The 12508-nt window shown below is 41.9% G+C and carries 12 protein-coding genes; 6 read left to right on the forward strand and 6 right to left on the reverse strand.

The window, feature by feature from the left end; all coding sequences use genetic code 11:
* Nucleotides 1–7 precede the first annotated feature (7 nt).
* The 4 genes from MAHAU_RS14575 to uxuA form a co-directional block, all read right to left on the reverse strand.
* Nucleotides 8–1687 (reverse strand): ABC transporter substrate-binding protein, encoded by a 1680-nt coding sequence (locus MAHAU_RS14575; protein ID WP_013782472.1) that lies wholly within the window; start codon nt 1685–1687, stop codon nt 8–10.
* A gap of 60 nt (nt 1688–1747) precedes the next feature.
* A complete protein-coding gene (locus tag MAHAU_RS14580; protein WP_013782473.1) occupies nt 1748–2623 on the reverse strand; it encodes a carbohydrate ABC transporter permease in 876 nt (291 codons plus the stop codon).
* Between the two features lie 18 nt (nt 2624–2641).
* Nucleotides 2642–3598, reverse strand: coding sequence for an ABC transporter permease (locus MAHAU_RS14585; protein ID WP_013782474.1), 957 nt, complete (start codon nt 3596–3598; stop codon nt 2642–2644).
* 140 nt (nt 3599–3738) lie between these two features.
* Complete coding sequence (gene uxuA / locus MAHAU_RS14590; RefSeq protein ID WP_013782475.1) at nt 3739–4839, reverse strand: mannonate dehydratase; 1101 nt, start codon at nt 4837–4839, stop codon at nt 3739–3741.
* 145 nt (nt 4840–4984) lie between these two features.
* Between uxuA and MAHAU_RS14595 the strand changes: the two genes are divergently transcribed.
* Nucleotides 4985–5485: a DUF4446 family protein gene (locus MAHAU_RS14595; protein ID WP_013782476.1), complete on the forward strand. Its 501-nt coding sequence runs from the start codon at nt 4985–4987 to the stop codon at nt 5483–5485.
* Nucleotides 5486–5488: 3 nt separating this feature from the next.
* Here MAHAU_RS14595 and yyaC read toward each other — a convergent pair whose 3' ends face one another.
* A complete protein-coding gene (gene yyaC, locus MAHAU_RS14600) occupies nt 5489–6049 on the reverse strand; it encodes a spore protease YyaC (RefSeq protein WP_013782477.1) in 561 nt (186 codons plus the stop codon).
* Nucleotides 6050–6224: 175 nt separating this feature from the next.
* Between yyaC and MAHAU_RS14605 the strand changes: the two genes are divergently transcribed.
* Nucleotides 6225–6932, forward strand: a complete 708-nt coding sequence (locus MAHAU_RS14605; protein WP_013782478.1) for a CvpA family protein — start codon at nt 6225–6227, stop codon at nt 6930–6932.
* A 43-nt stretch (nt 6933–6975) separates the two neighbouring features.
* Here MAHAU_RS14605 and MAHAU_RS14610 read toward each other — a convergent pair whose 3' ends face one another.
* Nucleotides 6976–8055 carry a uroporphyrinogen decarboxylase family protein gene (locus MAHAU_RS14610; protein ID WP_013782479.1) on the reverse strand — a complete coding sequence of 360 codons (1080 nt, stop codon included), beginning with the start codon at nt 8053–8055 and terminating at the stop codon, nt 6976–6978.
* A 122-nt stretch (nt 8056–8177) separates the two neighbouring features.
* Between MAHAU_RS14610 and MAHAU_RS14615 the strand changes: the two genes are divergently transcribed.
* From MAHAU_RS14615 to MAHAU_RS14630, 4 genes are all read left to right on the forward strand, one after another.
* Nucleotides 8178–9038 carry an AraC family transcriptional regulator gene (locus MAHAU_RS14615; RefSeq protein ID WP_013782480.1) on the forward strand — a complete coding sequence of 287 codons (861 nt, stop codon included), beginning with the start codon at nt 8178–8180 and terminating at the stop codon, nt 9036–9038.
* A 169-nt stretch (nt 9039–9207) separates the two neighbouring features.
* Nucleotides 9208–10062, forward strand: a complete 855-nt coding sequence (noc, locus tag MAHAU_RS14620; protein ID WP_013782481.1) for a nucleoid occlusion protein — start codon at nt 9208–9210, stop codon at nt 10060–10062.
* A gap of 776 nt (nt 10063–10838) precedes the next feature.
* The gene (locus MAHAU_RS14625; protein ID WP_013782482.1) at nt 10839–11618 is read left to right on the forward strand and encodes a ParA family protein; all 780 of its coding nucleotides are present in this window, start codon (nt 10839–10841) and stop codon (nt 11616–11618) included.
* Between the two features lie 2 nt (nt 11619–11620).
* Nucleotides 11621–12466, forward strand: a complete 846-nt coding sequence (locus MAHAU_RS14630; RefSeq protein WP_013782483.1) for a ParB/RepB/Spo0J family partition protein — start codon at nt 11621–11623, stop codon at nt 12464–12466.
* Nucleotides 12467–12508: the final 42 nt, after the last annotated feature.

The following is a 12508-nucleotide window of genomic DNA, read 5'->3' on the forward strand; positions in this document are numbered from 1 at the left end:
GTATCTTCTACTTCAATACATCTTTTGTATTCTGATATACTTTGTTAGCCAGTTCCACTAACCTATCGCTGCCCTTTTGTCTGCAATCTTGCACATATTTATCCCAATCTGATTCAAGCGATGCATCGCCAAGTATAAATTTAAGCGTCATGGATTCTACGTAATCCATCAGCGGCGTGCTCAGCATATTGGCCTGTTCACGTTCGCCCTCATCGTATAAAATAGGCGGAGCAGATGGCAGCAATTCTCTTTTGGAATTAACCTCGCTGACAAACTCGAGGTCTTCGGGGCTCATATAGGATTCGGCCAAATATTTAGGCCCGCCGTACATCAGGATAAATACACCATTACCGAAACCGAAGTCCTTTCTCAGGTCTTTTGTCCCGCTCGGATTCATCCACTGGAAGGTTATATCAGGCATTAACTCAAATTTTCCATCTGCCGTTCGTTTATACGTTGTACCTTCTACGCCCCATTTGCATAGGATTTGTCCCTCGTCGCTATACCAAAGCCAATCGATAAACTTCAACAGCTGTTCGAAATTCGGGTCGTCTTTGGCTTTGCTGGATATCATTATGCCGTTTTCGAGACGGCTACCAGTTATCACTGGTCCTGCCGGTCCAGCTGGAGGTATCAACTTTTTGACCTCATAAGCGCCTTTTCCCACTGTTTCATCCATGGTCTTTCTCAGTCCTGTCAGATGTTGTGAGTTTGCGCTTATGGCAAATGATTTACCTGTCACAAATTTTTGTATGGCCTGGTCATCGTTCTGCGTGAAGCTTTCCGGATCCATAAGCCCTTCTTTTATCAATTTATTGAAATAAGCGAGGAAGTTCTTATAGTCATCGGTGGTGGGATAGAATATAAATTTATCATTATCCCTGTCATAATATACCCCATCGCCGGCCCCCCAACCCGCTGCAGCTTTGCCGAACGTCGGGGCAGCTATATTGAGCAGGCTCTTAGCCTGATAACGATCGGACAGCGGGTAGGTATCGGGATACAACTGCTTAAGCTTTTTCAATGCCTCATACATTTCATCCCATGTATTGGGTAACGGTATATTATTCTTTTCTAAGATATCCGTCCTCATAGCTATGCCATAATCCGGCGTTAAGATCTCATGGAGCCCGGGCAGCAGATAATACTTACCGTCCCTTTGCTTATACGTGTTTATCTCATCCTCTAAACCCCACTCTTTAACTTGTCTTGAAAAGTTAGGCATCTTATCGACGTAATCGCTTACAGGCAATATAGCCCCTGACGGGATAAATTGTACTTCATCGGGATGATATGTTTTTGGAATGATATACGGAGCATCACCTGTACTTATAAGCAAGCTCCTCTTTTGAGCATAATCGCTCATAGGTACTACCGTAACGTCAAAACTCACGTTAGTCTTATCCTTGATGGCCTTCCAAAGCAACCAATCCTCTTTATAAGGGTAATCCGGATTACTGCTGTAGAGCAAGCTGAATTTCAGCGGCTGTTCCGAATGGAAAGAAGCATTATCATCATCGGCTTCAGACGGCTGAGCGCTTTCATCGCTCTGTTCAGTTGGCACCGGCTGTTCACTGTCACCTGTGTCTGTCCCCGTCTGGTCGTCGCTTCCGCAACCGGCAAACAGGCTAAGCGACATGAAAACCACCAGAATCGCAATAAATACGTTCTTTAATCCTTTACTCATCTTTTTACCTCTCCTTTTCATTTTTTTATATTAAACCCGTCATACGGGTTTAATATTCCGCTATTCTTTCAATGAGCCTATCATTACGCCTGCCACAAAGTATTTCTGTATAAATGGGTATACGCACAATATGGGCAATACTGTCAAAATGGTGGTTGCTGCTTTAACCGTAGCAGCAATCTGTGCCAGATCTTGGGTATTGGAACCGCTGCTAACAGCCGTTTGTTGCGCCCCAGCTATCATATTTCTCAGGTATAAAGTAACTGGGAACAGCTCTTGCTTATCGAAGTACAAGAAAGGTCCAAACCAGTTATTCCACGCCCCTACAGCATAGAACAGAGCCATGGTAGCCATTATAGGTTTGGAGAGTGGGAGAATGATACTGACAAGTATCCTATACGTACCCATTCCATCTATCATAGCTGCTTCTTCCAATTCATTAGGTAACCCCTCAAAAAATGTTCTCATAATTATCATATTGTATGTACTTATAGCACCGGGTATTGTTATAGCCCAGATTGTGTTGCGCATACCCAGATGCTTAACCAGCAAGTAATTAGGTATTAGGCCCCCATTGAAATACATGGTGAATACGATAAACGCCAGTATTATGCCTCTACCTTTCAAGCGCTTTTTTGAAAGCGGATAAGCCAGTATAGTGGTCATAAAAAGACATATGGCTGTACCCACTATTGTGTAAACTATCGTATTTTTATAGCCCGTCCAGAAGTCCTTCTCTTTCATAAGGACTTCATATGTCATAGTAGTGAAACCCTTAGGTAAAAACGCTACTTCTCCGGCATATACGTACGATTCGCTGCTAAATGATATGGCTGCCAGATATATGAACGGATACAGCGTCACAAATATAACTACAAGCATTATCAACACATTTACCACTTGAAAAACCTTATATCCTCTGGAACTATTTATCATCTCTTTTACCCCCTCCGATTACCACAAACTAGTATCTGTCAATTTTCTTGAAATATAGTTAGCCACGGTGACTAATGTAAAACCTATTATCGATTCGAAAAGCCCTATAGCGGTAGCATAGCTGAAATTATTGGACTCCAATCCCATTCTGTAGAGGTAGGTAGATATCACATCTGCGGTAGAATAAGTGAGAGGATTATATAATAATAGGATCTTTTCAAATCCAACGCCCATAAGACCGCCTATATTTAATATAAGCAATATGATTATGGTCGGCATTATACCTGGTATAGTGATATGCACGGTTTGTTGCCACCTGCCTGCTCCGTCTATAGCCGCGGCTTCATATAATTCGGGACTTATATTAGACAGCGCCGCCAGATAAATTATCGCGCCCCATCCCGTTTCCTGCCATATGCCCGAAATCCAGTATATAGGCCTAAACCACTCAGGGGAAGCCAAAAAGTTTATAGGTTCGCCGCCAAGTGTTTTTATAAGCATATTTATCACACCACTAGATGGAGATAACATTTCCATTATTATTTCAGCCACTATTACGGCAGACAAAAAATGAGGCAGATAAGATGTGGTTTGAACTACTCTTTTAAACAGACCATTGCTAAGCTCATTTAAAAGCAATGCAAATATAATGGGTAACGGAAAGCCGAATATAAGCGATCCTATGCTCAATATGATGTTGTTTTTAAATACATTCCAGAATGTAGGGTCGGTTATAAACATCTTAAAGTATCTGAAGCCTACCCAATCGGTACCATATACAGGCCCGCCGGGGACGTACTTTCTAAAAGCTATAATGTTGCCATACAAAGGGCCATATTTAAAGATTATATAATAGATTATCGGCAATATAAGCAGACTGTACAACTGCCAGTCCTTCTTTATAGATTTAACCGTTTCTTTTCTTAGACTGCTTTTTAATTCGACCTCATTTATATTACCAGCGTTTATAGCCATGAAGCAAATCCCGTCCTCTCAAATTCAAATTGCACGATAATTATAAATGCCCCTTGCATAGGCTGCAAGAGGCATTTTAAGAAAAACATTGCAGAAATCTACTTCATAAACGCATGTATTGCATTTACAATATCTCTCAATTACAGGTTGATTTCTGCAATGTCGGTAGAGAAATGCAACTTATCTATTGCTTCCCATAGACCCTGGATATAGGTCGCTCCTAACGCCCTATCATACAGGCCATACCCCGGCCTGCCTTTTTCGCCCCATATCATTCGACCATGGTCAGGGCGTATATAGCCGTCAAATTTAATATCATAAAAAGCTTTAACTATCTCGAAAATATCGAGTGAGCCACACCGCGATAGATGTGCGCTTTCATAAAAGTCCCTGCCGGGCTCAAATTTAAGATTTCTTACATGGGCAAAATGAATCCTGCCCTGGCTGCCGAATTCCCTTATAATAGATGGTATATCGTTTTGCCTGTTAGCTCCTAGTGATCCAGTACATAACGTCAAGCCATTATAAGGGCTGTTATTAAGGTTGAGGAACTTTTGTATATTCTCTCTGTCGGTTATGACTCTGGGCAAACCAAATATAGGCCATGGTGGATCATCGGGATGTATAGCCAGTTTTATATCGTATTTTTCCGCATATGGTATGACGCTGTCCAGAAAATACTTTATATTATCCCAATACTGTTGTTCGCTGACATTCTTATACATATCTATAGCAGCCGATATCTCTTTCAACCTTTCCGGTTCCCATCCGGGCAGGTCAAAGCCGTATGTTTGCTCATCGACGTGCGCTGCCAGATCCTGAGGGTTTATCTTATAAACATGTTCATCCTTATATGCCATAGTAGTGGATCCGTCTTCCAAAGGCTTTGCCAGTTCCGTTCTCACCCAGTCCAGTACCGGCATAAAGTTGTAGCATATAACTTTTACGCCTACTTGCGCGAGGTTATCCATGGTTTCTATATACGCCTGTATATATTTATCTCTTGTATTAAGCCCCAATTTAATATCTTCGTGAATGTTTACGCTTTCTATCACCTCAAGCTGTAGGCCATAGTCGTTTACCCGCTGTTTCAATGATTTAAGCCTTTCCAGCGGCCAAACCTCTCCTACCGGTATATCCATGAGGCTGGTCACTACGCCGTCCATGCCGGGTATCTGCCTTATTTGCTCAAGCGTTACGCTGTCTTGCTCCTTTCCGAACCACCTGAAACCCATCTTCATGATAATTCATCCTCCTATCACCTTATAGCTTGCATCCTATCACACCGGTATTTTGATTGTCAATGTTTCATTTGCCACTTTTCTAAAGGTATATCGTTGGTGTATAATTCATAAGTGTAGAGTTTAATAGGAGAGGATTGCAGCAGTGAATTATATTTTGGATTTTGTTGAACTACATAGCAGCATTATATTGCTTATATTGTCTTTATTGATGCTTATAACCCTTATGATTTTAGTAACCAATACCATCCGGACTGGCAAATTGCTCAGGAAATATCGCCGTCTCATGCGCGGAAGCGATAACAAAAACCTGGAAGCTCTTTTGGAAGAATACTTTGCCAGGATAGAAGGAGCTATGGAAACCATAGAAGAATTAAAGCAGCACAGCCAGCAGCTCGACAGGCGCATACTGCGATGTGTTCAAAAAGTGGCCGTGATACGCTATAATCCCTTTGATGAGATGGGCAGCGATCAAAGCTTTTCTATAGCCTTATTGGATGGGCTGAATGATGGCTATATACTTACAGGTCTCTTTGGAAGGAATACATCTACCACCTTTGCCAAACCTGTAAAGGCCGGCCAATCGCCATATGCTCTGTCCGATGAGGAGCAGGAGGTCCTTAAGCTGGCTATGGAACAGCGTTGATTTCTAATATCCATGTTTCCATAACGTATACTGTATACCATTGGTTATTATATCAGCCATTTTCATCACCATGCTCAAGCGTGTATTTTGAAGCATCATATACTCCATATAGCCGGCTATATTGACTATACCGGCTATATACATATCGCCTACCGGCGGCAGCTCTTTATTTACACCGGCGCCTGGTTTGAGCTGACCTGCGCCTAAGTTTATATACCCTATGCGTTCCATTTTGCCCAGACACGCGTCTATGGCTATAATAAACGGCTTTATGTATGCGCTTTGGATCATATTCAATGTTTCGTGCAGATTTTTGGCGTGTACGGGGCTATGAAGCGTGCCGTGCACATGTATATTTCTATATCTGAGCATCTGCAACTTATACCCTATGAGCGGACCCAGGCAATCCCCTGTAGAGCGATCAGTACCGATGCACAGTATTATTATATCTCTATTTTTTTTATCATATAAGCTGTTAAACATATACCCGAATGAATCAGTAAATTCCACAGTAGCATGCGGCTTACTGGTATCTATCGATAGTTCGGTGCTGTCCAAAAACATCCGGTCTTCTCCTCGTTCTTTTATATGCCTTTGAGATGCTTTAAGTTTGCCCAGATAACAGCTTAAAAATTCATTTGTCTTATAAATTACTATAAATACAAAAAAATCCATTGACCGCAGCGGCAATTAATAATATCATTATAATACAAAATAATTATATTATAGGGGAATTTATATGAATTACATAGATTTGGCCATATTGTTGGTCATAGGCATAAGCGCTTTGGCCGGTATGTACCAAGGTTTTGTAGTAGCTGTACTTAATATAGCAGGGTTTTTTATATCGTGGCTCGGCGCATTGATATTCTATCCCAGATTGTCCCAATATTTGGACAACAGGTTTCATTTACTGGATACTATTATATACTACGCCGAAGGATCATCTAAAATACCCACTGCTGCCTTGAAACACGCTGCTCCCGCATCGGTGAATCCCGATGTTATAAAGGATATCATGGAACAGCATGGATTGCCATCTTTTATGGGTAATTTGTTAGCAGATAATGCCAACACTGAAGTATTCCATCAATTGGGAAGCAATGAACTTGGTAAATATTTCGATGTGATGTTCGGAAATATAATACTGAATATAATAAGCTTCGTCATCATATTGATAGGTTTACGAGTAATTATAGGGATAGTTATATCAGTAGCACGTCATATAACCGATCTGCCCGTACTAAGGCAGTTAGATGGTGTGGCTGGTCTTGGTCTGGGCGCTCTCCGCGGTATATTGATAATAATGGTAATATTTGCTTTATTGGATGTCGCTGTGATAGTCATGCCGGTAGGCTTTTTGTTGAACGCTATTGAATCCTCAGCCTTTGCTCGGTTTTTCTACGAGCACAACGTCATAACTGGTGTGATAGGCGCGTTGATATAGTATTAAGTCCGGCATATCGTAAAATATGCCGGACTTAAATACATCAGCTGCAAAAAGCCTTACGTTTGAGCTCCAAATAGTATAAATAATTTTCGTATGACACCGTTGGAGGGCACCGATGATCTACATGCGGTATATAGCCTCCCTCTTCCACTACCGGAGCTATACGCTTTATTTCGTTTTCTATCTCTCTTTTGCCTTTACCCAATTCTATCTTATTGACGCCACCTAGCAACAATATATCTTTACCGTATTTGCGCCTTAATTCCACCGGATCGGTTCCGCTGTTGACCTCTATCGGGAACATGCAATTTATACCGCCTTCCAGAAAAAGCGGTACCATCTCGTTGATGTCTCCGTCGCAATCCACATATATCACATCTATACCGTGCTTGTGCAGCACATCGGTTATGCGCTTGTATCGCGGCACCATATACTTCTTTATCATAGCGGGAGATATCATGGGCCCGTGATTATAAGCCATATCCTCCCAACCCGAAGCAAAATCGAATTGTGCCTCATTTAACGCTTTCTCCATCACGCTCAATGACAATTCGGTAAGGTGTTCCATCATATCCTCGATGAGTACCGGATCATCGTACATCATGACAGCTATATTCTCGAGGCCCATCCAATCCCTGAGCCGCCCGAATAAACTGCCAAAATGTATGCCGAGCGGATAATCCCGGTTAGCCCATTTTTGTTTCAATTCTTCCCAATTTGACGGATATCTGGCCGGAGATGACGGATCCAGACGCTTTTTGAATTCATTCCAATCCTGGCGGCTTTTTATCGGAAACTCTAAAAAATGCGGTATTGATGACGTGCCATCCTTTTTAACCTCGCACTTTACACCGTCTACGTCGCGTATAATTAAATGCGTTTCGGTCTCCTCCAATACGGTATATTCGAAATGGGGGCAAAGGTCCACGTTAATCGGCGCTTCTTCCTTATAGTCAAACCCAAAGAATTCGTTAGCTTTAGCCTCATTGTCGATATATTCAGGTAATCCTTGCTTATGCCATACATCGTAGGTCTCGTCCCAGTAACCGAATTCATAATTAGGCACCCTGTCCACGTTCTTGTAATGATACGTATTATACCATCTCTCCCTGGCGTTCATAAATACCCACTATCCTTTCATACCAATTTATAATATAATTGTATTATAGAATACTTTAGTGTTCTGCGTCATCATCTATTATTGTCGGAAAATATACTTTTTTTGCTGTCGGGGTGAAATATATGATAGATTTTAAGTTGAATTTCAGCGCTGATTCCGAGTCAATACCATATACGCCTTCCGCGGCCTTTCTCCAATTACCGTTTTACCTGAATGTATGGGGCTATTTCAAGGCCAAAGCCGGCTATTTTACCAGAAGGGAAGGCCAAGAAGATTTCCTTTTAATAAATACTGTAGATGGGTGTGGATTTTTGGAATATCGCGGACAAAGGCGCACATTATACAAAAACGATATTTTCTTTATAGACTGTCGCGAGTTGCAGTACTACGGTACCGGTCCGGAAGGTTATTGGGAATTTCAATGGATGCATTTTGCCGGCTCAGGGTGTCGTCCTTATTTCGATATAATAAACGGTTCCGGTCTAAATATAATTCATTTAGATGATACCTCGGAGATCACCGATGTTATGAGCGATATACGCAATACAATAAATGGCACTGATTTTCAAGCCGATATAAAGTTGTCCATGCTCATAATGCGTATAATGACCTGCCTTGCTATCCACTCACAGAAGTTCTATGTGGGACAATATCAACATTATACCGAAATAATAAACAATGCCATAGATTATATGCGAAACCACTACCATCAACCGTTAGATCTATCGGATATAGCATCAGCCGTGCATTTAAGCCCGTTTCATTTTTCTAGGATATTCAAAGGTTATACCTCTACCAGCCCTCACGAATACCTGATCAGATACAGAATTGACAAAAGCAAAAGATTATTGAGAGATACAGATATGAGCATAAATGAGATAGCTTTGGCTGTAGGCTTCACTAATGCCAATAATTATATAAGGGACTTCAAAAAGTTAGTGGGGACAACCCCATCGAAATTTCGCCGATTTTGGGTGGAATAACGCTCGATTTTATGCGAATTATATCGAAAATCCACGATATCTTGCGATATTTGCATATATATAGTCATATATTAACCTAATCGCCTGTAAAAGCTTAAAATAAAAAAATTCGGCCTAAAAGAAGGATTTTTCAATCTTATGTAGAATATATAATATGGAGGTGTTTACCATGTTATCATTAAAAGGGGTTATAAGGGATAAACCAAAGGGGGGCGACAACGCATATGACAATTCGCTTATACTAAAGATACCCATAGACGCTATAAGGCCTAATCCGTATCAACCGCGCAAAGAGTTCGATATGGCTTCTCTGGATGAGTTGGCCCAGTCCATAAAACAATATGGTTTGCTTCAACCTATAACGGTGCGTCGTATGGGCACTTCTTCTTACGAGCTTATAGCGGGAGAAAGAAGGCTAAGGGCTTGTAAAATGATAAATCTGACAGAAATACCAGCTATAGTGCTGGATGCTTTGGAAGAAGACTCTGCCATGTTGGCTATGATAGAGAACCTCCAAAGAGAGAACCTGAATTTTATCGAGGAAGCTGAGGGCTATTACAGCCTGCTCAAGGATCATAATATGACTCAGGAAGAATTGGCCGCACGTATCGGCAAGAATCAATCGACCATTGCCAATAAGCTGCGTTTGCTCAAGCTGCCCGTCGAGGTCAAACGAATGATTGTGGAAAACAATCTTACCGAGCGCCATGCAAGGGCATTGTTGCGCCTCCCGGATCCGGATTTACAAATCGATGCATTAAAACAGGTAATCGATAAAGGACTAAATGTTAAAAAAACCGAGGAACTTGTGGATAGAATGGTGGACAAGCTGTGTCAGCCGCAACCTCAAAATATAAGCCTGCACAAAGGCCGGATGATAAGGGCTTATAAGGATATACGGCTGTTCATAAACAGTTTAAAGCAGCTTATAGGCAGTATAAGCGATAGCGGCCTAAACGTAACTTATGATCAACAAGAAAAAGACGATGTAGTGGAAATAACCATTTGCATAGCCAAGCAATAGTTTATCGCCTAAAGAAACAAAAATCCGCTATAGCTGTCGTTTGATACAACTATAGCGGATTTTTGTCCCCCTGCGCTGAGTAACTTCGATTTGTAATATAGTAAGTTTAGCGCATGCAATGATATAAAGCCGGAGAACGCCTTGAAATATTGCATAGCGAATTGCCGGCGTTAGCTTGCTCAAGCGAAACGAATTGTAAGTACGCAATCATTACGTGGCATAAGGCTTGACATATATACTGAGCGGGCTTTTGAAGCGTAGGACCACAGCAATCTTTGATTGCGTAGTGGTCCAGCTTCACAGCCGTAGCGAGGTATATATGTCAAGCCTGTAGCGGGTGTAGGCTTTATATCATTTGCGTTGCTTTATATCGCCTGTTTCAATCATGTTGTCTATTCGGGTACCGTTGCACGTGGGCGACGGTAACGATTAGCCTCAAGGCGATTTTGTGGAGGATATCTGGTGAAACTTAGCGAAGTGTAGGATTAGAATTTCCCAGCGTAACTGAATTATCTAAACAATGTTAAAGATGGTCCCGCCCTAAAATAACAAGGTAGCAAAAAGTTATCGGCGCTTTGGAAATTCCCGAAACGAGCTCTAGTTTCACCGATATCCGAAACACATGAGCCAGAGGCTAATCAGTTACCCAGCCTGTGAGACATCTGAACTGTCACCAATCATATATTACGAATCGAAGGTCGAGTAATAATATATCTTTCATTAATAGCTTAAATAATGTATAATTGTAATGTGATATTTAATTGGAGATGGAAGATATGTCTAAAATAATAGCTATCGCTAACCAAAAAGGCGGCGTGGGGAAAACTACCACTAACGTCAACCTTAGCGCCTGTCTGGCTGTGGCAGGCAAAAAGGTGCTGACCATAGATATTGATCCTCAAGGCAATACTACCAGCGGGCTTGGCGTGGATAAGGCAAAAGTAGAAAAATCTATATACGATGTCTTAATAAACGATATGGATATAACAGAAACCATAGTTCCGACCAATGTTGAAAACTTATCCATAATACCGTCCAATATACAGCTAGCCGGCGCGGAAATCGAACTGGTATCGGTGTTGTCCAGGGAACAGCGCCTGAAGTTTGCCATGGAACCGATTAAGCAGCAATATGATTTCATTCTGGTGGACTGCCCGCCATCCCTCGGATTGCTCACTATAAATGCTCTGACGGCAGCCGACAAAGTACTGGTTCCCATACAATGCGAATACTATGCACTGGAGGGCTTGAGCCAGCTTATGAATACCGTAAAATTGGTTCAAAAACATTTAAATCCTTCGTTAGAAGTAGAGGGTGTGGTGCTCACCATGTTCGATGCCAGGACCAATTTATCTATACAAGTGGTAGATGAGGTAAAGAAATACTTTCGCAGCAAGGTATATAGGACCATCATACCGCGTAATGTACGGCTAGGTGAAGCGCCAAGCTACGGTCTGCCTATTATCCTGTACGACCCGAAATGTACGGGAGCCGAGGCTTACACCGATTTGGCCGAAGAGGTCATAGAGGCCACTGAAGATGAGGAGGTGATATAAGTATGCCTAAACGCGCATTGGGCAAAGGCCTTCAAGCTTTAATACCCGAATCTATAAATGAAACGGACGAGCATGAGATCCAGGAGCTGCGTATCTCAGATATAGACCCCAACGACTTGCAACCACGTAAGGTCTTCGATGAAAATGCGTTGAGCGAATTGGCTCAGTCCATAAAGCAATATGGCGTAATACAACCTATAACCGTCAAACCCGTCGACGACCGTTATATGATCGTAACAGGTGAGCGACGCTGGCGTGCTGCCAGAATAGCCGGCTTGAAAACTATTCCCGCCATAGTAAAGGAATTCAATACCAAAGAGATTCTTGAGATAGCGCTTATAGAAAACCTTCAAAGAGAGGATCTAAACCCTATTGAGGAAGCTATGGCCTTGAAGACGTTAATAGATGACTTCGACCTTACTCAGGAAGAACTGGCTGCGCGCGTCGGCAAAAGCCGTTCAGCCATAGCCAACACCATACGCCTGCTCAATTTACCGCAAAGTGTGCAAGACATGATGATGGAAGGTCTTTTGTCGGCAGGCCATGCCCGCGCTCTACTATCGGTTGAGTCGGAGGAGTTGCAACAAAACTTAGCCAAATCAGCAGTAGAAAAAGGGCTTACGGTGCGTGAACTCGAGGAACTTATAAAGCATCAAAATAAAGAGCACAATCGCTCGGATAAGCGCAATAAAGACTCCTACATACCATTTCAGGAATATGCAGATTCCCTGTCACGCATGTTAGGTACCAAAGTAAATATAGTATCGGGAAAACGAAAAGGCCGGATAGAGATTGAATATTACGATACAGAAGATCTTTATAGGATATTGGATGTATTAAACAAGTAGAAATGTTTCACGTGAAACATTTTGGCGAAAATGCTCATTTCG

The sequence above is a fragment of the Mahella australiensis 50-1 BON genome (assembly GCF_000213255.1).
In the GTDB taxonomy this organism is placed as follows: domain Bacteria; phylum Bacillota; class Clostridia; order Mahellales; family Mahellaceae; genus Mahella; species Mahella australiensis.

Excerpts from the sequence above, each read along its gene's own strand:
- MAHAU_RS14615 (WP_013782480.1), top strand. The coding sequence starts at position 8,178 with ATGATAGATTTTAAGTTGAATTTCAGCGCTGATTCCGAGTCAATACCA.
- MAHAU_RS14585 (WP_013782474.1), bottom strand. The coding sequence starts at position 3,598 with ATGGCTATAAACGCTGGTAATATAAATGAGGTCGAATTAAAAAGCAGT.
- MAHAU_RS14605 (WP_013782478.1), top strand. The coding sequence starts at position 6,225 with ATGAATTACATAGATTTGGCCATATTGTTGGTCATAGGCATAAGCGCT.
- MAHAU_RS14575 (WP_013782472.1), bottom strand. The coding sequence starts at position 1,687 with ATGAGTAAAGGATTAAAGAACGTATTTATTGCGATTCTGGTGGTTTTC.
- MAHAU_RS14630 (WP_013782483.1), top strand. The coding sequence starts at position 11,621 with ATGCCTAAACGCGCATTGGGCAAAGGCCTTCAAGCTTTAATACCCGAA.
- uxuA (WP_013782475.1), bottom strand. The coding sequence starts at position 4,839 with ATGAAGATGGGTTTCAGGTGGTTCGGAAAGGAGCAAGACAGCGTAACG.
- MAHAU_RS14610 (WP_013782479.1), bottom strand. The coding sequence starts at position 8,055 with ATGAACGCCAGGGAGAGATGGTATAATACGTATCATTACAAGAACGTG.
- MAHAU_RS14580 (WP_013782473.1), bottom strand. The coding sequence starts at position 2,623 with ATGATAAATAGTTCCAGAGGATATAAGGTTTTTCAAGTGGTAAATGTG.
- noc (WP_013782481.1), top strand. The coding sequence starts at position 9,208 with ATGTTATCATTAAAAGGGGTTATAAGGGATAAACCAAAGGGGGGCGAC.
- yyaC (WP_013782477.1), bottom strand. The coding sequence starts at position 6,049 with ATGTTTTTGGACAGCACCGAACTATCGATAGATACCAGTAAGCCGCAT.
- MAHAU_RS14625 (WP_013782482.1), top strand. The coding sequence starts at position 10,839 with ATGTCTAAAATAATAGCTATCGCTAACCAAAAAGGCGGCGTGGGGAAA.